Consider the following 21,700-nt stretch of genomic DNA (forward strand, 5'->3'; position numbering starts at 1 on the left):
TGGGCGCTGCTGCGTGACGGACGGGTCTTCACCGCCGCCCCACCGGTCACGCAAGCGGCTTGACTTCGTCATTGAGACTCCAGCCCAAAGCCGCTCCCGCCGACCACGTGGCCCGCCATCTAGTCCGCCGCCAGGGCGGCCGCTATCGTGAGGCTGAGTAGCCACAGCAGCGGGGGTTTCTGTGATCGAGCTCGGCGTCATGTTCGGACTCATGACTGCGATCGCGGTTGTCCTGATCGTCAAGCTCCTGCGTCGCAGCAGCACGGAGAACGTCGACGGACTCCTGATCGAGCAAGCGCGGCGGGTACAGGCGCACAACGACCGGGTGTCCTACAACTCCAACGCGGTGCACAACACCCCGCCAACCATGAGCGACCTTTATTACCGCCCCTAGCCCCGCGGGACTCTGGGGCGCCGGAAGACCGGAAGGGCGCCGCCCGTGCCCCCTGCGTGCCCGATCAGCCAGTGAGCGGCGGGGAACAACGGGGAACCTCAGTGAACCGCGCCCGAACGCACAGGTCAGCGCCTTGCCTGGTCAGGCCGGACCCGGTTACGGGGCCTTCCAAGCAGGTGCTCCAGGGCCAATGCCGGCCACCGCGGTAGCATCCCGCATGCCCATTCCATGGCGATCCAGCGCCGAAGTGTTCGCGCAGATGCTGAGACAGCGTGGGGTCGAGCCCGATGCCGTACACGACGTCAACGCTGCGTGGGACGCCTTCGCCGAGTTTCTCCAGATCGGGATCGCAGGGATCGAGAGTCCCGGGAACGATGGCGACGGCTTCATCGTCGAGTGGGGCGAGTGGGACTGGAACGATGACCAGCCTGCGCTGTCCTTCGGGCGGCTGCTCGCGGTCAACGACGACGGTGGGCGCGACGGTCCGCACTGGCAGCCGGAGTACTGGAAAGTGGAGTTGCAGCTCATCTTCGGCGACGACCCGGCATGGGCTGATCTCGACAGCTTGGGACATCAGGACACCGGGTTCGACTACGGCGCGATCGGCGCGTCAAGGACTGCCGCGCTCGGAGAGATGCGTCGCTTCATCGAGTCCTACCCCCAGCTGACTGCTATGTGGCGAGCCGAACCTGCTCGCAGCGACTTGACCCTCGAACGAGCGGGGTAGCTACCCCGCCCGGTACAGCAGCCCCGTACCGCGACCCCAGCAACCTTCCCCGTTCACTACCGTCCCTCCGGCGCCTCCTAGCGCCCGGAATGACCGTCGCTGACCGATCCGGTCAGAGCTACGGATCAGAAGGTTGCCACGTACGAGGGTCCTGGTCCTGCGGTCAGGACGCTCCGTCCATGTGAGGCCGCGGCTTCATCGGGTTACTCGCCTGGCCATCCAATAGTGACGTCGATGGCGCGAGCGTCCGGCCCCGGGGCATCCACCGCCACACGCACGTTCCAGGCACCGCGGGGATGTCCCGTCCGCGGAGGGCTGGAAGTTCGACCAGGCGAAAGAATCTTGATCTGCCCTTCGACCGGGTGCTCGTGGACGGAGTCGTCGTGGTTCGGGGACGGACGAAGCAGTGCTCCTCGGTGGCCCGCTCGAAGCGACGGGTTGTTGCCATGACTGCTCCGATGGACGCGACTGAGGACGCACCTACGGAGCGCGGTCCCGGATAGGCCGTACCGTCACCCGAAGTGATCGCTGCCTTCCGGGTCGTTGAGGCATCCCAGCGCTCTTGTCGGCAATCGCGTCAAACTCTTCAACCTTTTCGACGCGACCGCGCTCTGAAGAGGGATGAGGGCGCGTGCAGGAGCGCAAGGGCGGGAAAGGGGAGGGTCGTATGCCAGGAGTGGACCGGCATCAGGACTTCGAGGCGTACGCGCGGGACAGTCAGCGGAGGCTCTACCGCACGGCGTATCTGCTGTGCGGGGACGCCGACGACGCCCGGGACCTGGTGCAGTCGACGCTCGCCAAGCTGTTCCAGCACTGGCGGCGGGCGAGCGCGGCCAACCATCTGGACGCGTACGCCAGGACTGTGATGACCCGCACCTTCCTCGCCGAGCGGCGCCGCCGGCTGCGGGATCTGCTCGCCCATGGGCCGGCCGACCCGCCACCCGCCCCGCTCCACGCCGATCTGCGCGTGACGCTCCTGGCTGCGCTTGCAGAACTGCCGCCGCGCGCACGGGCGATGGTCGTGCTGCGCTACTGGGAGGACCTCAGCGTGGAAACGGTCGCCCGGCTGCTCAAGTGCAGCGAGTCGACGGTCAAGAGCCAGTGCTCACGCTCGCTGGCGCGGCTGCGGGAGCAGCTCGGCGAAGCCCATGTCTACACCACCGAGAGCTGAGGGGACCGCTGTGAGTGCTGTGAGCGACGAGGACGCCCTGCGGGTCAGAGAAGCGATGGAGCGTACGACAGCCGACCTGCCCGCGCTACCCGATCTGGCACCCGCGGCCGTGGCGCAGGGCCAGCGCCGCCGGGTGCGGGCGCGGCTGGCAGCGGTCGCGGCGAGCGTCGCGGGTGTGGCCGTGCTGGGGACGCTCGGGATGGTCGCACTGCCGGGAAGCGACGGGGATGGAGGCGGGGTCGTCGTACCGGCCGCACCGCCGACAAGCCCCGTCCCGTACCGGACGCCGGTGCATGTGGAGCCGACGCCGGGCGAGGAGTCCATGGCCGAGCTGCCGGACGCCGAGCGCAAGCGGCTGGAGGACTTCCAGCAGCGGGCCGCCGCCTCGCTGAACCGGACGCTGGGCGGCGCGGCCGGCGAGATCCGTCCGGTGGACCTCTCGGTGCGGCTGTACCAGGCGGAAAAGGACGGGAGGAAGTTCCCGGTGATCTTCTCCGTGCAGCCGCAGGACGGGCGGCAGCAGAAGCCTTGCCCGGACGCCCCGGTGAAGGGGATCTCCTGCAGCGTGGCCGAGTTGCCCGGCGGCATCCCGGCGACGGTCATGCTCATGCCGACGAACGAGGGAATCTCCTCCACGAACGTCACCTTCTCGTACGGGCAGAGCAAGGTGTGGCTGGCGGTCTCGCCCGACGACGCCGCGGGCGTGTCCGCCCCGGTGAACGGGGAGCAGTTGTTGGCCGCCGCGCGGGACGAGGCGCTGCTGGAGCTCGTGCGCTACGCGGACGAACACCCGGTGCTCAAGAAGCAGCAGTCCGTCCGCGGTGGGTGAGGCCCGGCACGCACCGTGGCCTTGCGCCAGCCGTGCCACATGGGATGTCCAGGGCTTGGCCGCCATGGGGGACGGCCCCCGGGATTCAGCTCAGGTGGCGGATTCACCTAGCGGCGAGGGAGCCCGAGAGGGAGCGCGAGAGCGAACACCAGCATGGTGACCAGCCATGCGCTGATGCTGTCGGCCGGGTAGAGGGCGATGGCCCACCAGGTGTGGCCGACAAATCCGTCGGGGGTGTAGGCGCGGCCTGCGACAAGGTTGAGGATGAGGACCATGAGGCCCACTACGGTCGCGGCTGCTTCGTTGATCACCCGCCGAACGAGAAGGGCAACGGCCAGAATCAGGACTGTGTTGCGGGCGATGTCCAATCCGACCAGCAGCCCGGCCAGGTGGGCAAGGCCCGCGGTGACCGCGACGGTTCCCTGGTCGAGAGTGCCGATGGGCCGCACCGCTGTGGTCTCCGCCTGGCCGAGGCTGCGATCCAGGCCTACATGACGGCTCGTCGCCAGGCGCAACCACGGCGCCGACCAGCGCGAGGATGCCGCCGAACAGCAGCGCGAGGTCCTTGTCCTCGACGGGCTTGTCAAAGCTGAGCAGGAACGGGAGTCGATGCGCGATCTGCATCCGCCGATGCACGACGAGACGTGGGCCGACTTCACCGGCGTCCGGCCGGACATAGACGTCATCGACGTCATCGACGTCGATGACGTGCAAGAAGACCCGGTGACACCGCCAGGCGATCCCGGTTCGACGTACGATTTCGCATGTGACCAGCAGACCCGCCTCGGCGCAGCGCCTGCGCGACCTGGCGCTCCTGCGCCGTGTTCGCGACCGGATCGACCGGGAGTACGCGCAGCCGCTGGACGTCGAGGCGCTCGCGCGCGGCGTGAACATGTCGGCCGGGCACCTCAGCCGGGAGTTCCGGGCCGCGTACGGCGAGTCGCCGTACAGCTACCTGATGACGCGGCGCATCGAGCGCGCGATGACGTTGCTGCGTCGTGGTGACCTCAGCGTCACCGAGGTCTGTTTCGCTGTCGGCTGCTCGTCGCTGGGCACCTTCAGCACTCGCTTCACCGAACTGGTCGGTATGCCGCCCAGCGCCTACCGGCGCGACGCGGCGCGCGCGACCGCCGGGATGCCGTCGTGCGTGGCGAAACAGGTGACCAGACCGATCAGGAATCGAGAAGCGCCACCGCTGAGCCCCAGCTAGCGTGCCCAGCATGGCCATCACCATTCACGCGAGCTTCCTCCCGCATGACGACCCGGACGCAGCCCTGGCCTTCTATCGGGACACCTCGGCTTCGAGGTCCGCGACGACGTCGGATACGAGGGGATGCGCTGGATCACGGTCGGCCCCGCCGACCAGCCCGGCACGTCCGTCGTCCTGCATCCGCCGGCCGCCGACCCCGGCGTGACCGACGACGAGCGTCGCACCATCGTCGAGATGATGGCCAAGGGCACCTACGGAGGCATCCTCCTGGCCACCACCGATCTCGACGGCACCTTCGAACGGCTGCGGGCCAACGACGCCGAGGTCGTCCAGGAGCCGACCGAGCAGCCCTACGGCGTGCGCGACTGCGCCTTCCGCGATCCCGCGGGCAACATGATCCGCATCCAGGAGCTGCGCTGAGCCGTCCGGCGATCAACGACATGACCTGCACGGACGGCACAGTGGAGGAGCCCGCGCACGACGGCGGTGGCGGCCTACTGGTGGCCACGGTCACCGACCCCGGTCATCCCATGCCTCCTTCAGGGCGTGCCTCGCCGGAGTGCTGCGGCTCGCGGACCAACCGGTACGACTCGCCCGCGAGCCGGAGCCGGTCCTCGTCGTCCACATGGCAGCCGAGCCGTTCCGGAAGACCGCGCAGATACGCGACGGCGGGGCCGGTGAAGCGGACTCTGCCGTTGCCGAGGTGGGTGATGCCTTCGGGCTCGGCGAGCGCGGCGAGCCAGGTGGCGTGGACGTGCTGCACCTCGACGGTGTACGTGGTGTCGGAGCCGGCTCCCTGTTCCAGGGCGAACAGGACGTCCCCGTAGCGGGCGTGATCGAGGACGGCGCGTACCGCTTCCTCGACGTTCAACAGGCCGGCGTCCACCTGGTCGTTGGCGAAGACGCGGCCGGGGCGGGCCCGGGCGTACGCGAACCAGGTCCCCGCACGGGACGGGATGACGTAGCCGACGGGATAACCGCCGGGAAGCCCGTCGTCCAGGCATACGTACACGATCTCCGCGGCATCGCTACGCTCCCGCGTGAGGAAGAGCTTCCGCTGTTTCAGCAACCTCGTGAGAGGTTCGTCGACGACGGTCACGTTCGTGTTCCCTCCTAGGGGGGCGGCGGCCGTTCCCCCCCGCCAACGGCCGCCGCCCGGCACAGCGCCCCTCCGGTGCTTGCCCGCGGTTGTCCGCGAGATTGCGATGGGCACTTGCAAACCATGGCGGCAGACGCTGGAATGCCCATGAAATTCTGATGATGCGCGGGGCGGAGCGGAGGCTTCGGGTGGGCGCGGGATCTCGTCGACGGCTTCGGCTCGCGGTGCTCGGGCCCGTGCGGGCCTGGCACGACAGCACGCCGCTGGCCCTGGGGCCCGTCCGGCGACAGGCCGTACTGGCCGCACTCGCGCTGCGTCCGGGGTTCCTGGTGAGCCACGAGCAGTTGCTCGACGGGGTCTGGGGCACCGAACCGCCGAAGTCGGGCCGCAGCGTACTGCCCAGCTACATCTACGCGTTGCGGCGGATCCTCGACGCCGAGAGCACCGGGCCGGCCGACTCGCTGATCCGCGGGGAACGGGGCGGGTACCGCCTCGTCGCCGACGGGGTCGGACTCGATCTGGCGGACCTGACCGAGCAGGTCGACGGAGCTCGGCACGCGAAGGCGACCGGCGATCCGGCCACCGCGCTGGACCGGTTGTCGGGGGCGCTCGCCCTTTTCGACGGCGAGCCGTTGGCCGGGCTGCCGGGGCCGTACGCCGAAGCAGAGCGGCAGCGGCTGCTGGAGCGCCTGCGCACGGTTCGGCTGGAGCGGCTCGAATGCCTGGTCCTGCTGGGCCGGTTCGCCGATGCCCTGGACGGCATCGCCGCCCTGGCCGCGTCCCATCCGTACGACGAGTCGCTGTCGGCGCTGCGCATGCGCGCCCTGTACGGCAGCGAACGCCAGGTGGAGGCGCTGGACGTCTATCAGGGCATGTGCGAGCGCCTGCGCGACGAACTCGGGGTCGATCCTGGCGGTGAACTCCGCCGCGTACATGAAGCGGTGCTGCGCCGGGACGACGAACGTCTCCTCGGTCCGGCCGCGGCACGCTCCGCCACTTTGCCCACGCGGCCCCGGCTCCACCCCGCAGTCAATGAACTGCCGGGCGACGCCGGACGCCTGATCGGGCGGGAGGCCGAGCTGGGGCAGCTGATCGCGCCTTCCACGCCCGGATCCGTATCGATCGTGACGGTGGACGGCACGGCCGGGGTCGGCAAGACCGCGCTCGTCGTCCGCGCGGCCCGTGAGCTCAGCGCCCATTACCCGGACGGTTGCCTGTTCGTGGACCTGCGCGCGCACAGCACACAGCGGCGGCAATCGCCGGAGCAAGCGCTGCAGCGACTGCTGCGATCGCTCGGCGCGGCCAAAGGCGAGTTGCCGAGCGACCTCGAGGAACTCACTGCCGTCTGGCGCGCGGCAACGAGCTCGCTACGACTGCTCCTCGTGCTGGACGATGCCCTGGACGCCGACCAGATACGACCGCTGCTGCCCTCAGGAGCGGGAAGCAGGGTGCTGGTGGCTGGCCGACGGCGGCTGGCCGAACTGGACGCCGACCGACGGGTCACGCTGGAGCCCTTGGAGAGCGGGGACGCGGTGCGAGGTCGACGGCGTCCGGGTCGGCCGGCGCGGGCCGACCCGGACGCCGTGATCAGACGAGGTCGAACCGGTCGAGGTTCATCACCTTGTTCCACGCCGCGACGAAGTCGTTCACGAACTTCTCCTTCGCGTCGTCGCTCGCGTAGACCTCCGCGAGCGCACGCAGCTCGGAGTTCGACCCGAAGACGAGGTCCGCACGGCTGCCGGTCCACTTGACCTCGCCCGTGGCGGCGTCGCGGCCCTCGAACGTGTTCTGGTCCTCGGACGTCGCCTTCCACGTCGTGCCCAGGTCGAGCAGGTTGGCGAAGAAGTCGTTGGTCAGAGACCCGGGGGTCGTGGTGAAGACGCCGAGCGACGACTGCTGGTAGTTCGCGCCCAGGACGCGGAGGCCACCTACGAGGACCGTCAGCTCGGGGGCGCTCAGGGTCAGCAGGTTCGCCCGGTCGAGCAGCAGATACTCGGCCGGCAGCCGGTTGCCCTTCCCGAGGTGGTTGCGGAACCCGTCGGCGGCCGGCTCGAGGGCGGCGAACGACTCCACGTCGGTCTGCTCCTGCGACGCGTCCACGCGACCCGGAGTGAAGGGGACCTCGACGTCGAAGCCGGCCTCCTTGGCGGCCTTCTCGACGCCCGCGGCACCGGCGAGCACGATCAGGTCGGCGAGCGAGATCTGCTTGCCGCCGGTCCGGGCGGCGTTGAAGGCCTCCTGAATGCCCTCCAGGGTGCGCAGCACCGTCGCCAGCTCGTCGGGCTCGTTGACCTCCCATCCGCTCTGCGGCTGAAGGCGGATGCGGGCACCGTTGGCACCGCCGCGCTTGTCGCTGCCGCGGAAGGACGAGGCCGACGCCCAGGCGGTGGACACGAGCCGGGACACCGACAGCCCCGAGGCGAGGATCTGGTCCTTGAGCGAGGCGATGTCACCGGCGTCGACGAGTTCGTGCGTCACCGAGGGGAGGGGGTCCTGCCACAGCAGCGTCTCGGCCGGGACCTCCGGGCCGAGGTAGCGCACGATCGGGCCCATGTCACGGTGGGTCAGCTTGAACCACGCGCGGGCGAAGGCGTCCGCGAACTCGTCCGGGTTCTCGAGGAAGCGCCTCGAGATCTGCTCGTAGGACGGGTCGAAACGGAGCGAGAGGTCGGTCGTCAGCATCGTCGGGGCGTGGCTCTTCGACGCGTCGTGGGCGTCGGGCACGGTGCCCGCCCCGGCGCCGTCCTTCGGTCGCCACTGGTGCGCGCCGGCGGGGCTCTTGAACAGCTCCCACTCATAGCCGAAGAGAATCTCGAAGAAGCTGTTGTCCCAGGTGATCGGGGTGTTCGTCCAGATGCCCTCGAGGCCGCTGGTGATCGCGTCCCCGCCCTTGCCGGTGCCGAAGGCGTTCCTCCAGCCAAGGCCCTGCTCCTCGAGCGATGCTGCCTCGGGGTCGGGGCCGACGTGGTCCGCGGGGCCCGCGCCGTGGGTCTTGCCGAAGGTGTGGCCGCCCGCGATCAGGGCGACCGTCTCCTCGTCGTTCATCGCCATCCGGTGGAACGTCTCGCGGATGTCGCGGGCCGCGGCGAGCGGATCCGGGGTGCCGTTCGGGCCTTCCGGGTTGACGTAGATGAGGCCCATCTGGACCGCGCCGAGGGGGTTTTCGAGCTCACGGTCGCCGGTGTAGCGCTGGTCGCCGAGCCAGGTGGTCTCGGGACCCCAGTAGACGTCCTCGTCGGGCTCCCAGACGTCCGCACGGCCGCCGCCGAAGCCGAAGGTCTTGAAGCCCATCGACTCCAGGGCGACGTTGCCGGCGAGGATCATGAGGTCGGCCCACGAGAGGTTCTGGCCGTACTTCTTCTTGACCGGCCACAGCAGACGGCGGGCCTTGTCCAGGTTCCCGTTGTCCGGCCAGCTGTTGAGGGGGGCGAAGCGCTGCTGGCCGGCCCCGGCACCGCCACGGCCGTCGCTGATCCGGTAGGTGCCCGCGCTGTGCCACGCCATCCGGATCATGAACGGGCCGTAGTGCCCGAAGTCGGCCGGCCACCAGTCCTGGGAGGTCGTCAACACCTCCGCGATGTCCCGCTTCACCGCCGGGAGGTCGAGGGTCTTGAACGCCTCGGCATAGTCGAACTCCTCGCCGAGGGGATTGGCCACGGCGGGGTTCTTGGCAAGAATCCTCAGGTTGAGCCGTTCCGGCCACCACTGGCGGTTTCCGCCGCCCTGAGTCGGGTGCGGGGCGCGCCCGTGCGCTACCGGGCAGCCACCAGCGCCCTCCGTTTTTGCGTCTGTGACGATTGCATCATGGTTCTCAGACATGGGAATCCTTCCGGACCAGGCGGATCACGGTGCTCGGAAACTGCGGGCAGTGGAACAGTCGGGGCGCAGACCCCGGTTGACGGCCTCGGTCTCGTCGGTCGAGAAGCCGTGGCCGCCGGACGCGGTCGGGCAGGTGGGCGACGTGATGACGGTGGTCCCCGACGTGCCGCGCGAACCGGGCCGGGCTGCCGACCGGTGCTGTCCGGCGTACGGGTCCCGCCGCCGTGAGCGCGTCGAGGGACTCGCATACGACGTGAAGGGAGATACGGCCCACGCGATCGCACGCCTTCGAGGCGATCGCCTCGATGCCGAGGTGATCACCGTCCCGGACGGTCCCGGACAGCGGGACGCGGGCGGCCGTCACTCCGCAGGCCGGCACCGCGCAGCTCCTCGGCGGCGTCCCGTCACGTCTCTGTCTCCTGCCGTACTGGAGTCTTCCTGCCCCTTGGCTATCGCCGGAGCCGATCCTACGATGGACAGGGTCTAAGTCAAGAAGCGCGTCAAACCCATATCCAATCAGAACCAGGACGTCCGCGGGCGAACTTCGTGTACTCCCGCCGAACCCGAATAGGTGCACCGATATGAGTGACCTGCTGGAGCGACTGCGAGGGCGTGGCTGGCGAATGACCTCCCAGCGGCGTGTCGTTGCGGAGGTCCTCGACGGCGACCACGTGCATCTCACGGCCGACGAGGTGCACGCCCGCGCGGCTCGGCGGCTGCCCGAGATCTCCCGGGCGACCGTCTACAACACCCTGGGCGAGCTGGTCTCCCTCGGTGAGGTCGCAGAGGTCTCCACCGAAGGCCGCGCCAAACGCTACGACCCCAACGCCCACCACCCGCACCAGCACCTGGTGTGCTCCGGCTGCGGCACCATCCGCGATGTCCACCCGACGGGCGATCCGCTGGCCGACCTCCCGGCCCAGGAACGATTCGGCTTCACCGTGTCCACGGTCGACGTCACCTACCGCGGGCTGTGTCCGTCCTGCTCCTAGGCACGGTCCGCCCTGTCCGAGGAGGGGCGCCCCGCACCGAGCGGGCCACAGCACCCCCGTCGGCGTGATCGCCGCTGCGGCTGCGGCGCTCGCCGTCGCAGGCAGCGCGCCGACGTGGTGGATGCGACGCCGCAGGGCCGCGGGCAGCCGGCCCGTCCGACGGCGGCCTCGCACGCACACTGTCCCCCGCACCCGTGCCCAGGGTGCGGGGGACGGTCATGTCCGCGGTCTCGCAGCGCCTCGATCGGGCGTCGGGCGGTCGGTCGCTCCGCCGCCGGCGCGACCGTCAAGGCCCGCTCAGCACCGACCTCCTCGATGCGAATCCGCATCGACGGGCTTCCTTGACAGTCCATATTGGTATAGGCCAATATCCGCTTGGCCTGTACCAATGATGATGTCGCGGCCTGCCGATTTCCCCGCTCCACACCCACCTTCTCCGGAGGTCCCCATGGCAGAGAGCAGCCACCCGGAACTCATGCGGCTGGCCAACTCCGTGCTCCAGCCGGGATTCGTGGGCACCACGGCTCCGGACTGGGTCCTCCGCAGGATCTCCGAAGGCCTCCGCTCCGTCGTCCTGTTCGGCCGCAACATCCAGAGCCCCGAGCAGGTCGCCGCGCTCACCGCGTCGCTGCGCGCCGAGAACCCCGACCTCATCATCGCCATCGACGAGGAGGCAGGCGACGTCACGCGCCTGGAGGCGCGGACGGGAGCCTCCCGCCCCGGCAACCTGGCCCTGGGTTCCATCGACGACATCGACCTGACCGAACAGGTGGCCCGTGACATCGGCCGCGAACTGCGGGCCGTCGGAGTCTCGTTGAACTACGCACCCAGCGCCGACGTCAACTCCAACCCGATGAACCCCGTCATCGGGGTGCGCTCCTTCGGTGCGCGCACCGATGTCGTCTCCCGCCACACCTCCGCCTGGATCCGCGGCCTGCAGTCCGCGGGCGTCGCCGCCTGCGCCAAGCACTTCCCCGGCCACGGCGACACCAGCGTCGACTCCCACCACGGCCTGCCGCAGGTCTCGGCCGACGCCGACGTGATCGGGCGCATCGCCCTTCCGCCGTTCGTCGCGGCCATGGACGCGGGCGTGCGCACCATCATGACCGCCCACATGCTCATCCCGGCCTACGACGAGAGCCTGCCCGCGACGCTGAGCCACCGCATCATCAACGACCTGCTGCGCGGCGACCTCGGTTTCACCGGTCTCGTCGTCACCGACGGCATCGAGATGGGCGCCGTCTCCGACCGCTACGGCATCACCGGTGCGACCGTCATGGCGGTCGCGGGCGGCGTCGACGCGGTGTGCGTCGGCGGCGAGAGCGCCGAGGAGGCCACCACCGTCGAACTGACCGACGCCCTCGTCCAGGCCGTCCTCGACGGCACGCTGCCCGAGGAGCGGCTCGCCGAAGCATCGGCGCGGGTGGAGGAGTTCGCCGCGTGGTCGGGCGATCTGGCGCGCTCCGCCGCCCCGGACGACGACGCCTCCGGCATCGGGATGGTGGCGGCCCGGCGCGCGGTGCGCGTGCACCGCAAGGCGGACACCGGCACCGAGTTCCCACTCGTCGGCGCCCCGCACGTGGTCGAGCTGTCCCCGACCACGAACCTCGCCATCGACGGCAGCACCCCCTGGGGCGTGGCCGACCCGCTGAAGGCCCTGCGCCCTGGCACCACGTCCGTGCGGCTGCGGGAGTCCGAACTGGCCGACACGGAGGACCTGCTGGACCGGCTGGCGCTGGCCCCCGCGGACGGACGGGCCCTGGTCGTCGTCGTCCGCGACGCGGCCCGCTACCGCTGGATGGCACAGGCCCTGGCCGGCCTGGTGCGCCGCCGCCCCGACGCCCTGGTCGTGGAGATGGGCGTACCCGCGGACGACCGCCCCGGAGCGGTGTACCTGGCCACCCACGGCGCGACACGTGTGTCGGGGATCGCCGCGGCCGAGGTGCTGGTCGGCGCCTCCTGACCGGCGCCTCCGCGACTGCCAACCGGCCGGTTTCTCAGGAGACTCGGGAGCGGGCGGCAGCCAGGTGAAAATTGACTCCACGAGTCGGTCCAGTCCACCGTAGGGGAACACGGGTTCGGCAATGAGTGGGTCCGGTCGTGGCGCCTTGCCGGACGCCGAGTGCATGCCGCGGCCGGTGCCGGCCGGGCACCGCCCGGCACCTAGCGCCATGCGGACGGCCCCTCGGCCAGGATCTGCCGAGGGGCCGTTGTACTCCTCGAACGCTAGGCGGTGCGCTGCGCGAACGCCTGCGCCGCGGTGCGGCGCCTCGGGTCGAAGGCGTCGGTCGAGCCCGCGCCCTCACCGCCCGGGGCGTCGGTCCACCCCCGGATCTTCCGCGCCACGCCCTTGAGTCTCGGATGCCGCGGCCTCAGCGCCAGCTCGAAATGGGACTCCTTCGGCACCTTCGCGTCCCCGCCCCACCGCACGACGCCGTCGAGTTCGGCGAGGACGTCCCGGATCACCACGAGCTCGTTCGGGTACAGGCCGCCCTTCACGCCGACCGGATAGGCGTGCGGACGGATCGCGATCGCCGAACCGGACAGGTGGTTCGACTCGTACGCCTCGCGCACCCGCCGGTCCGTGGTGTGGCCGCTCAGGTCGGCCGGGCGCAGGCCGTCCACCTCGTAGTGGAACCGGCGCGCGATGTGGAGCAGGATCACCGCGGCGTCCCCCTCGGCCAGGCGCACGGTACGGCCGCTGCCCTCGACCCGGTGCGAAGGGGCGTCGTCGAGGATCGGCCAGCCGTTGGCCGAGGTGCTCTCGCGCCAGAGGCGGGCGGCGCCGGGCTCGGCGGCGTGGGCGGGGCCGGACAGCACGGGCGGTAGCGCGGTGACCGCGGCGAGGCCCGCGCCGGCGGTCAGAACTCGGCGGCGGTCAAAGAGATGTGTCACGGCTTCTTCCTTCGGATGATCGCCGACCCCACCGCCCCGCCCAGGGCGAGCACGGTGCAGACGGCCAGGATGACCACGGAGGGATTGACGTAGCCGGGGACGGCGTCGTAGGCGGCGTTGCACCTGTTGTGCAGCGGGAACCACTGGCGGGGCTCCTGCCAGTGCTCCTCGCGGTACGCCACGTCGTAGACCTGGCCGGCGCGCCGGCACGTGTCGGCGATGTCATGGCCGCCGGCGAAGGCACCCGCCGACCAGACGACGGCACCCGCGACCAGGCACACGAATGCCAGGAGCAGCCACCACGCCGGACGGTTCCACCGGCCGGTGACCCCACCGCGGACGATCCTCCACGTGCTCCACCCGACCAGTGCGACCACGGCCACGACGACAAAAGCCACCACGCGTCCCCTGCCCCTTGCTTGTGTGCGACTACCTGTGTGCGACTGCTTCTGGTCGGCTACCTGCGTGCGGCCCTCGATCGTGCGGCGCGCAGATACGCCTCGTGATTCTTCTTGTAGGTGGAGACGAGGCTCTCCTCCTGACCGGTACGCGCCAGCAGTGTGTCGGCGAACCCCTGCTCGTACGGCTGCAGCTCGCTGTAACCGATCGTCTCGGGAAGTGCCGCGCCACCCTGGACGAGGACGAGGAACTTCTGCGCCGCGACAACCTTCACGTCGTCGAACGCGGTCAGCATGTTGTGCGCGAGGAAGTTGGCGTCCTCGGCGTTTGTGAACCGCTTGGCGTAGTAGTCCCGGAACCGGCGCAGGCCACCCCCGCCGTTGTAGTGGTCCCGCACGGCGTCCACGATGGTCCTGCCGGCATTGACGGCCCGCGCGAGCAGGTACCCGTCGGCGTCCTCGACGAGGTCGGCGAAGCCGAAGCTGGACGTGACGCCGATCTTCGCCAGTCTCTCCAGGCAGAAGGTGTGACCCGACGGGTACTGCTCCTTGGAGTTGCGCCAGTCCACGTAGAAGGTGAGGAGATCGCCGCCCCATCCCGCCACGTCGCCGCCATTGACGCTCTTCGGGTTCGACGGCTGGGGCGTGACCAGATGGCCGTTGGCGGTCGCCATCAGATGCTCGGCGCCGAGTTCGTGACCGGTGAAGGGGTCCGTGAACTCCTTCATGACCGACATGCCCCGGCTCTTGGCATGGCCGACGAAGTCGCCGTCGTACCCGCCGATGAGGAAGTCCCAGTCGGCCCCGCCGTACCGTTCGTGGCGGATGAACTCCATGACGAGCTGGCTCGGCCTCCGGTCGCTGCTGCCGTAGTCCACGGCGATGTCGTACAGGCGGCTGATGTAGTCGATGAAGTCATCGGCCGGCCCCGCAGAGCTGTTGACCGAGCTCGTGCCCGGATCCGACCCGTTGCGCCACACGTCCCGGTCCAGGTCGAACTGGTCGGCCCCGTTGGTGACCAGGAACTCCTTGATCTGGTTGAACGACCAGTTCGGCGGGAGGGTGAAGCCGAGATTGCCGGAGAACCCCCAGGACATGCCGGACACGAACGAGTACCGGGCGTCCGTCCGATTCGTCACGTTGTGGCACACGTTCCGCGACCCGTACACCCCATGGATGTATCGCTTGCCCTGGTTCGACAGCGCCCCGGCCACACCGTGGAAGTACGGGACGATCGCCGCGTCGATCTCCTCCTGGGTGGCGTCGTAGTCCACCGCGAAGTAGATGACCGTCCCCCGGTTGAAGCCGTAGCCCGCCGCCAGCGCATGGGCGTTCAGACCGTGCTGGTATCCCTGTGTGTATGTGAAGTCCGACAGCTCGCGCGCGTTGTCCTGGTAGATCGGGAACACCCGCAGCCCGGCGTCGAACATCCTCTGCAGCTCCCCCGGCTTGATCTCCTTGTCCAGGGTCGAGCCCGGCGGGTCGTAGAGGTAGCGGCCCACGATCCGGTACCCGTTCCCGTACAGCCACCGCGCAGGGCGTGCTGGACGATGCGGACGATGTTGGGGTTGACGTTCCAGCCGAACCCGATCGTGCCGAGCGCGGTCACCTTTTCCATGGTTCCGGGGCCGAAGTTCGCGACCACGGGGCTGATGCCCAGTTCCGTCTGCAATCCCATGATCAGGGAGTTCATGGTGGTCCAGCCCGTGCGGCCGTCCTCCGGGCATCGCACGTACCCCGCCACGTTGTCGTAGGTGGCGTTCACCCACTTCTGCGCGTCGAGGACCTTCTCATCCGCCACGGTCACATGCCTTTCACCCTAGGTGATACGACAGGGCAGCCGATCGCCGCGTGAGCCCCGGGGAGACCCGGCAGCCACACGTGGCCCGGTGCCGTGAGCGCGGACACTACGCATCGGACCTCTCCGCCGTGTCTTACGCGTTGTCGTGCGGTCGGTCCCGGCCGACCCGCCCGTCGCTCCGTCCCGTCCGTGGGCCGTACCGGTCATTGATCCGAGCCGTTCGGATGAAACGAGGACCTTCCTCGGCGCGGCGCAGGCCGACCGGGGCACCGGTCACCTCAGAGCGCGGGCGTTCGGAGTGCCCGTGCGCAGAACGGCAGCGGGGCAGGACCGTCGGGCGTGACCCCGCGCAGAGACGGGAGTGACTGGATGCTCATCAAGCGAGCAGCCCGGGCGGCGCAGCGCCGGTGGGCATGGATGGCGACCGTGGCGACGATGGCGGTGGCAACGGGGGCGGTCGGGCCCGTCGTGGCGGTTCAGGCCGCGGGCGTGACATCCACCGTGGTGAACTGCAAGGGCAACCCCTCGGCCCTGCAGAACGCGATCAACAGCGCCGCCGACAGGGCGGAGCTGAAGGTACAGGGAACCTGCATCGGGCCCTTCGCCATCACCAGGAATCTGACCCTGATCGGTGACAAGCACACGGTCCTCGACGGGAGGTTCGCAGGCCCGACCGTGACCGTCACCGGACCCATCCACGTGCGGATGAAGGATCTGTCCATCGCCAACGGCGCCGCCAACGCCGACGCCTCGGCGGCCGGACGCGGCGGCGGCGTCTTCAACAACGGCGGCACGCTGACGCTGTTCAACACCACCGTGCGCCACAACACGGCCGCGCGCGGAGGCGGCATCTTCAACGACGAAGGCACGGTGAACCTGACCCGCACCACGGTGCGGCACAACACGGCCGCGGAGAGCGGCGGCGGCGTCTTCAACTTCGGCGCCGGCACGGTGACGCTTTCCCACTCCAGCGTGCGCCACAACATCTCCGTCGACGGCGGCGGCATCGCCAGCAGCGGTGGCACCGTGGCGGTCCTCGACTCGCTCGTATTCCGTAACGGAGCGACGGACCAGGGCGGCGGCCTCTTCGTCTCCGGTGGGCTGGCGTCCCTGATCCGCTCCAGGGTGGAGCGGAACACCGCGGGCATCGCGGGCCCTCCCCCTGGCACTCTCGGCGGCGGCGGCATCTTCGAGGCCGGCGGCACGGTGACGCTCACCGACTCCAAGGTGCGCCAGAACCACCCGAACAACTGCGCCCCGGCCAACGCCGTGCCCAACTGCGTCGGCTGACCTCGCCCACCGTCCCTCAAGGGGCACCGCCGGGACGGGAATCCCCGGCGGTGCCCCTGCGCCCTGTTCGTGCCTGCCCCGTTCAGCTACGGCACGTCAGCCTCATCTGCGCCGCCGCATGATGCGCCCCCAACCGCTCCGCCGTCCCCCAGTCGCGCCCTCGGTCGATCAGCTGGACCGCGAAGGTGCGGTCCCCCTTGACCGGATAGCTGCCGACCGGGACCACGGCGCCGCGATGGTCGGTCTGGCGGACGCCGAAGCCGGTGTAGCCGGAAGCCGGGTCGGCGGGGTCGGCCAGGACGCGGTAGAAGGTGGGGTCGCCTGCCACGTCCATGGCACGGGTGGTGAAGGGTACGAAGACGGCGAGCGAGCACTGCTCGTAGTCCTGCCCGAGGTCCCAGCTCCAGGTCGCCGTGCCCCCGTCGTCCTTGGTGGGGCTGCCCGACATGGGGACGGCCGTGAAGCTGCCGTCGCACGACTCGTCGCGCCGGCCGCCGGAGGACACGGTGTACCAGGCGGCGTGCCCGTTCTCGAAGCGGCCGTCCTCGCGGTAGTTGCCCGTCGTGCAGCCCGGACCCGCCCACTCCTCGAACCCCGGCGAGCCGTCGTTCCGGTCGCCCGGGTCATCCGGATCCGGCAGTGACGTCGGGCCGAGCCTCGTCGGTATGCCCGGGCCCGCGATGTCGTCCTCCGCCGCCTGGGCTCCGCCCGCCCCGCCGTTCGCCTCGGAGCCCCCGATCAGTGCCGCGGCGGCGACGAAGCAGCCCAGAACGACCACGACTCCCGTCGCCAGCACGGTTTTGCGGACCCGGGAAAGCGTCGAGATCCGGCCCGCGAGCGTTTCGCGCGCGATCCACGACGTACCCGAGCCACGGCCGGCCCGCACCACGAACCCGCAGTCGGGACAACTCATGCCGGGCAGCGGGCCCCGCCTTTCACTGCCGCAACGTTCGCACGCCATACCAGGTCACTATGCAGGAACCCCAACCGTCACGGAGGGCGAACGCCTACACGAACACCCACACGAATGTCCCACCGAACATCTCATCGACGCCCAGGTGTACGCCGCCGTCCCGTCGGACCGCCGTCCGGTCACGTCCTCACGCCGTGCAGTCCGCCCGTATCTGCGCCGCTGCGTGATGCCCGCCGTCCACGTACCCATGGCCCCAGTCCTGACCCCGGTCCACAAGCTGGATCGTCAACTCGCCCTGCCGGACAGGGAGATCGTTCACGACCACGACACCGCCCCGCATGCTCGGCTGGTCGATCTGGAAGTACGTGACGATGCTGTCGCCGTCGTCCCCGTCCGACAGCACGTTGTAGCGCGTCGGGTCACCGGCAACGTCCTCCTCGCGCGGGCTCCACGGAATGCGCACCGACACCGAGCACTTCGTATGGCCATCGCCCGGACGCCAGTTCCAGGTGACCGTGTTCCCCCGGTCCCGGTCCCGTGCCCCCGACATCGGTACGGCGATGAACCGACCGTCGCACGCATCCCCGTCGTGGCCGCCGGAATCGACCTCGTACCAGCCGTCGCGCCCGTCCGAGAACCGCCCGTACGTCCGCACTCCGTGCGGGCAGCCCGGCCCCACCCACTCGCTGAACGTCGGGGGGGCCGAAGGCTCGGAACGTTCCGGCTCCGGCTCCGGTTTCGGCTTGGACGGCGGTTTCGGCTTGTGCGAGGGCTTGGGGCTCGTCGCACTCGGTGACGGCGAGTCCTCCGCCACGGACGTCGGGCCCACCCGGCTAGGCAGCCCGCCCAGCGTGAGGTCGTCGACCGCTGGACCGGCCCCGGCCGTCCGGTTGTCCTCCCCGCCCGTCAGGAGCAGGGCGGCGCCGGCCAGCAGCCCGCCGATGGCGAGCACAACTCCCGCTGTCGGCAGTGCCCTCAGCCCGGGCGGCGATTCCCGCACCGTCCTGGATCGCGCCGGAACGGCATCGACGGTGCACGAATCCGTCACCATCCCCGGCAGCGCGCCCCGGTGCGTTCCGCCGCATCTCTCGCACACCATGCGCCTCACTATGCAGCGGAGTTCGTACCGACCGGTAGGCACTCAAGCGTCTCGACGCGATATCGATCCACAAGATCTGACCTTGACCTTGTCCCAGGGGCAAGGCGCACCGTCCTCCTGCCGGGCGGACAAGGAAGACGCCGCCCGGTGACGGAGGATGGGACCGTGCACGACGACTCCCCGGACGCGCCCCCGGACAGCGCCTTGCGGGAAGCTCCGCTCACCATCGGGGCCTTCGCCGCTCGTGCGCGGCTGTCGCCCAAGGCGCTCCGCCTGTACGACCGGCTGGGGCTCCTCGCCCCCGCGTACGTCGACGAGGCGACCGGCTACCGCTGGTACCGCGCCGAACAGGTGGAACGCGCCCGGCTCGTCGCGCTCCTGCGGCAGATCGACATGCCGCTCGCGCGCATCGCCGAGGTGGTGGAGCTGCCGGGGGCGCAGGCCGCGGAGGCCGTGGCCGCGTACTGGACGGACGTCGAGGAACGGCGTGCCGTGCAGGGCGCCGTCGTGGCCCATCTCCGTGAACGGCTCTCGGGCAGGAGACCCACGATGTACGAGATCAGGACATGTGACGTACCGGAACAGGCGGTGCTCGCCGAGCGCAAGCACCTTCTCACGGACGAGCTGCCGCGCTGGATCCCGGCCGCACTCGACCGACTGCTCCGGGCGGCCGAGGAGTGCGGGGGCACGGCGGGAGCCCCGTACGTCGCCTACCACGCCGAAGTGAGCCCGGACAGCGACGGCCCGGCGGAGGCCTGCGTGCCGGTCGCCGACGCGAGGGCCGCCGAGGAGTGGGTGGCGGCGAACTGCCGTGGTGCGACGTCGGGGACGGCCCTCCGCGTCGAACCCCCGCAGCGCCTCGCGTACACCCGCATCACCAAGGCCCAGGTGGCGTACCCGCAGATCATCTCGGCCTTCGAGGCGGTCGAGGCATGGGTCGAGCGGAAGGGTCTGACGATCACTGGCCCGTGCAGGGAGGTGTACTTCGCCGACTGGGACGCGGTGGGGGCGACGGACGAGGTGTGCGACATCGCCTTCCCGGTGGCGTAGCGGCGCGGACCGCCACCTGCTGGTGCCGGGCAGCTTCCGGTCCGTACGGCGTTCGAGGACGGGCACCCGGGCCACCCGCCGGTACCGGTCCGCGGCGGAGCGCCGACCGGGGCGGCGGGGCCGGGCCGCAGCCTCAGCGCGCTTCGCGGAGTTCCTCCGGGCACGGCGTCCCCCGCGGCAACTGGTACGGCGCCGCCAGCCGGTACACGCCCGGGCGGGGGGCGAGGAGTTCCGTCCACTCGTCGCCCTCCGCGTCCTCCTCCGCCTTCAGCAGGCAGCCGGCCACGTTGACGAACGTCCGCGGCTCGTCGTCCGACCGCGCCTTCGACGCATCGGTCTCCTCCGGCTGCGGCACGCTCCGGCCCTGCTCGTCGACGAGGCCGAGCCAGGGCGAGTACGGGATGCGGATCAGCACCCGGCCCGCGGTGCGCACACGGATGGTCAGCTCGCCGGCGCCCGCCCGGTCCACGGTCGCCGGCGGGTCCGCGAGCGGCATCGGGTCGCGGACGGCGAAGAGCTGCCAGTTCGCGTCGGCCCAGACCCGTTCGAGGTACGGCTGCCCGCGCTCGACGATCTCCGCCTCCTTCTGGCCGCCGCCCGAGTCGGGCATGCCCTTGGGCAGCACCACGTAGTGCACCGCCCAGCGGTCGAGCCATTCGCGGTAGTTGTCGGCATTGAGGGTGTCGTCGTAGAAGAGCGGGTTTCGCTCGATGTCGGCCTGGCGGTTCCAGCCGCGCGCGAGATTGACGTACGGCGCGAGCGCCGACGCCTCGCGGTGGCTGCTGGCCGGGACGACCTCGACGCGGCCCTTGTCGGCCCCGGCCTGCTGGAGCTGGTTCACGAGCGGCGCGAGTTCGCGCGTCCAGGACGCGGCCGGAGCCGTACGGACGATGTCGTCGACGCTCTTGAAGCCGATCCATCCGTTGAGACCGACGAAGGCCAGGACGAGCGCGTACCACTTGAGCGAGCGCGGGGCGGCGTACGGCAGCGCCGCAAGCAGCACGACACCGGCGAACAGCATCGCGAGCCGCGAGACGTTCGAGCCGATCTGCGAGTCGACGACGAAGGTGAGGAGGGTCCCGGCGGCGTACACGGCGGCGGCGGTGCGGACCGTCCGCCAGTCCTTCGGTACGAGCACGAGGACGAGCACCCCGAAGAGGAACGGCAGCGACGTCGACGCCAGCGACATCGGCTGCGTACCGGAGAACGGGAACAGCCACGCCGACAGCGCCACGACCGCCATCGGGGCGAGCCCGAGCGCATACGCACCCGGGCGCCGCTTGTTCAGGAACAGCGCCGCCGCGACGACCCCGAGGAACAGCCCGGCGACGGGGCTCGACGCGGTCGCGAGCCCCGCGAGCGGCGCGGCGACCGCGGCCTTCGCCCACCGCTTGTACCGCCAGCGGTACGGCCAGCAGAACACGGCCGTGACCGCGCCCAGCGCGAAGAGCATCCCGAGCCCGAAGGTGACCCGCCCGGACAGCGCGTTGCACACGAAGGCGAAGACGGCGGCGAGCGCGCAGGCCGACGGATTGCGGACGGCGCGGACGCGGGTCAGGATCAGCGCGGTCAGTGCCGCGGACAGCGTGCCGACGATCATCATCGTCGTCCGCACGCCGAGCAGGGACATCAGATACGGGGACACCACGCTGTACGAGACGGGGTGCATGCCCCCGTACCAGGCGAGGTTGTAAGCGGAGTCGGGGTGCCGGCCGACGAACTCGGCCCACGCGTCCTGGGCCGCGAGGTCCCCGCCGCTGTTTGCGAAGACGAAGAACCAGACGACATGGGCGACGCCCGCGGTGAGTGCGGCGACGGCCACCGGGTGGCGGAGGAAGCGCAGGGTGCGCTGCCGCAGGCTGCCGCGGGCGGACGGTTCGACCTCATGGTCGGCGTACGCCGGCGTCGGCTCAGCGGTGATCACTTCGGTTCTCCCCGTCGTCCCCACGTGTCAGCCCCCCAGGTACAGGGACGCCTCACGGGGGTGTCACGTTGCCCGGACGCTAGCACGCG

18 protein-coding genes and 4 pseudogenes are annotated in these 21,700 nt (G+C 70.4%); 11 read left to right on the forward strand and 11 right to left on the reverse strand.

Features of this window, described 5'->3' with window-relative positions:
* The first annotated feature begins 181 nt into the window (after positions 1 to 181).
* The 4 genes from ABT078_RS12825 to ABT078_RS12840 all read left to right on the forward strand — a co-directional run bounded on the left by ABT078_RS12825 (position 182) and on the right by ABT078_RS12840 (position 3,121).
* Positions 182 to 394, forward strand: a complete 213-nt coding sequence (locus tag ABT078_RS12825; protein WP_351226828.1) for a hypothetical protein — start codon at positions 182 to 184, stop codon at positions 392 to 394.
* Between the two features lie 217 nt (positions 395 to 611).
* Complete coding sequence (locus ABT078_RS12830; protein WP_351226830.1) at positions 612 to 1,121, forward strand: hypothetical protein; 510 nt, start codon at positions 612 to 614, stop codon at positions 1,119 to 1,121.
* A gap of 667 nt (positions 1,122 to 1,788) precedes the next feature.
* Positions 1,789 to 2,292 (forward strand): SigE family RNA polymerase sigma factor, encoded by a 504-nt coding sequence (locus ABT078_RS12835; RefSeq protein WP_351226832.1) that lies wholly within the window; start codon positions 1,789 to 1,791, stop codon positions 2,290 to 2,292.
* A gap of 10 nt (positions 2,293 to 2,302) precedes the next feature.
* Positions 2,303 to 3,121 (forward strand): hypothetical protein, encoded by an 819-nt coding sequence (locus tag ABT078_RS12840; protein ID WP_351226834.1) that lies wholly within the window; start codon positions 2,303 to 2,305, stop codon positions 3,119 to 3,121.
* A gap of 107 nt (positions 3,122 to 3,228) precedes the next feature.
* Here the strand turns inward: ABT078_RS12840 and ABT078_RS12845 are convergent, their stop codons facing one another.
* Positions 3,229 to 3,570 carry a hypothetical protein gene (locus ABT078_RS12845; protein WP_351226836.1) on the reverse strand — a complete coding sequence of 114 codons (342 nt, stop codon included), beginning with the start codon at positions 3,568 to 3,570 and terminating at the stop codon, positions 3,229 to 3,231.
* Positions 3,571 to 3,887: 317 nt separating this feature from the next.
* Here ABT078_RS12845 and ABT078_RS12850 point away from each other — a divergent pair, with 317 nt between their 5' ends.
* Positions 3,888 to 4,331: a helix-turn-helix transcriptional regulator gene (locus ABT078_RS12850; RefSeq protein ID WP_351226838.1), complete on the forward strand. Its 444-nt coding sequence runs from the start codon at positions 3,888 to 3,890 to the stop codon at positions 4,329 to 4,331.
* Positions 4,332 to 4,341: 10 nt separating this feature from the next.
* Positions 4,342 to 4,751 (forward strand): annotated as a pseudogene (locus tag ABT078_RS12855) (VOC family protein).
* Positions 4,752 to 4,854: 103 nt separating this feature from the next.
* Here the strand turns inward: ABT078_RS12855 and ABT078_RS12860 are convergent.
* A complete protein-coding gene (locus tag ABT078_RS12860) occupies positions 4,855 to 5,430 on the reverse strand; it encodes a hypothetical protein (protein WP_351226840.1) in 576 nt (191 codons plus the stop codon).
* A gap of 161 nt (positions 5,431 to 5,591) precedes the next feature.
* Here ABT078_RS12860 and ABT078_RS12865 point away from each other — a divergent pair.
* A pseudogene (locus ABT078_RS12865) lies at positions 5,592 to 6,890 on the forward strand (AfsR/SARP family transcriptional regulator); the annotation flags it as partial.
* Between the two features lie 127 nt (positions 6,891 to 7,017).
* On the opposite strand, the gene katG reads toward ABT078_RS12865, so the two are convergent.
* Together katG and ABT078_RS12875 are read right to left on the reverse strand one after the other, a co-directional pair.
* Positions 7,018 to 9,249 (reverse strand): catalase/peroxidase HPI, encoded by a 2,232-nt coding sequence (katG, locus tag ABT078_RS12870; protein WP_351226842.1) that lies wholly within the window; start codon positions 9,247 to 9,249, stop codon positions 7,018 to 7,020.
* Between the two features lie 24 nt (positions 9,250 to 9,273).
* Positions 9,274 to 9,635, reverse strand: a pseudogene (locus tag ABT078_RS12875) (transcriptional repressor).
* Between the two features lie 195 nt (positions 9,636 to 9,830).
* Between ABT078_RS12875 and ABT078_RS12880 the strand changes: the two are divergent.
* Entirely contained in the window at positions 9,831 to 10,241 is a 411-nt protein-coding gene (locus ABT078_RS12880; RefSeq protein ID WP_351226844.1) for a Fur family transcriptional regulator, read from the forward strand.
* Positions 10,242 to 10,689: 448 nt separating this feature from the next.
* Positions 10,690 to 12,204, forward strand: a complete 1,515-nt coding sequence (locus ABT078_RS12885) for a glycoside hydrolase family 3 protein (protein WP_351226846.1) — start codon at positions 10,690 to 10,692, stop codon at positions 12,202 to 12,204.
* A 263-nt stretch (positions 12,205 to 12,467) separates the two neighbouring features.
* On the opposite strand, the gene ABT078_RS12890 is transcribed toward ABT078_RS12885, so the two are convergent.
* The 4 genes and pseudogenes from ABT078_RS12890 to ABT078_RS42660 all read right to left on the reverse strand — a co-directional run.
* Complete coding sequence (locus ABT078_RS12890; RefSeq protein ID WP_351226848.1) at positions 12,468 to 13,136, reverse strand: hypothetical protein; 669 nt, start codon at positions 13,134 to 13,136, stop codon at positions 12,468 to 12,470.
* On the reverse strand, positions 13,133 to 13,537 hold the full coding sequence (locus ABT078_RS12895) for a hypothetical protein (RefSeq protein WP_351226850.1): 405 nt from the start codon (positions 13,535 to 13,537) through the stop codon (positions 13,133 to 13,135). Before ABT078_RS12895 ends, ABT078_RS12890 begins: the two co-directional genes overlap by 4 nt.
* 56 nt (positions 13,538 to 13,593) lie before the next feature.
* Entirely contained in the window at positions 13,594 to 15,036 is a 1,443-nt protein-coding gene (locus ABT078_RS12900; RefSeq protein ID WP_351226852.1) for a glycoside hydrolase domain-containing protein, read from the reverse strand.
* Positions 15,037 to 15,194: 158 nt separating this feature from the next.
* Positions 15,195 to 15,341 (reverse strand): annotated as a pseudogene (locus tag ABT078_RS42660) (hypothetical protein); the annotation flags it as partial.
* Positions 15,342 to 15,704: 363 nt separating this feature from the next.
* Here ABT078_RS42660 and ABT078_RS12910 point away from each other — a divergent pair.
* Positions 15,705 to 16,625: a right-handed parallel beta-helix repeat-containing protein gene (locus ABT078_RS12910; RefSeq protein ID WP_351226856.1), complete on the forward strand. Its 921-nt coding sequence runs from the start codon at positions 15,705 to 15,707 to the stop codon at positions 16,623 to 16,625.
* Positions 16,626 to 16,707: 82 nt separating this feature from the next.
* Here the strand turns inward: ABT078_RS12910 and ABT078_RS12915 are convergent, their stop codons facing one another.
* A complete protein-coding gene (locus tag ABT078_RS12915) occupies positions 16,708 to 17,538 on the reverse strand; it encodes an adhesin (protein WP_351226858.1) in 831 nt (276 codons plus the stop codon).
* 187 nt (positions 17,539 to 17,725) lie between these two features.
* Positions 17,726 to 18,637, reverse strand: a complete 912-nt coding sequence (locus tag ABT078_RS12920) for an adhesin (RefSeq protein ID WP_351226860.1) — start codon at positions 18,635 to 18,637, stop codon at positions 17,726 to 17,728.
* Between the two features lie 147 nt (positions 18,638 to 18,784).
* On the opposite strand from ABT078_RS12920, the gene ABT078_RS12925 reads away from it, so the two are divergent.
* Positions 18,785 to 19,687 (forward strand): MerR family transcriptional regulator, encoded by a 903-nt coding sequence (locus ABT078_RS12925; protein WP_502981211.1) that lies wholly within the window; start codon positions 18,785 to 18,787, stop codon positions 19,685 to 19,687.
* Between the two features lie 133 nt (positions 19,688 to 19,820).
* Here the strand turns inward: ABT078_RS12925 and ABT078_RS12930 are convergent, their stop codons facing one another.
* Entirely contained in the window at positions 19,821 to 21,530 is a 1,710-nt protein-coding gene (locus tag ABT078_RS12930) for a DUF8823 domain-containing protein (RefSeq protein WP_351227121.1), read from the reverse strand.
* Between the last annotated feature and the right edge of the window lie 170 nt (positions 21,531 to 21,700).

The sequence above is a fragment of the Streptomyces sp. NPDC002133 genome (genome assembly GCF_040296405.1).
Taxonomy (GTDB): domain Bacteria; phylum Actinomycetota; class Actinomycetes; order Streptomycetales; family Streptomycetaceae; genus Streptomyces.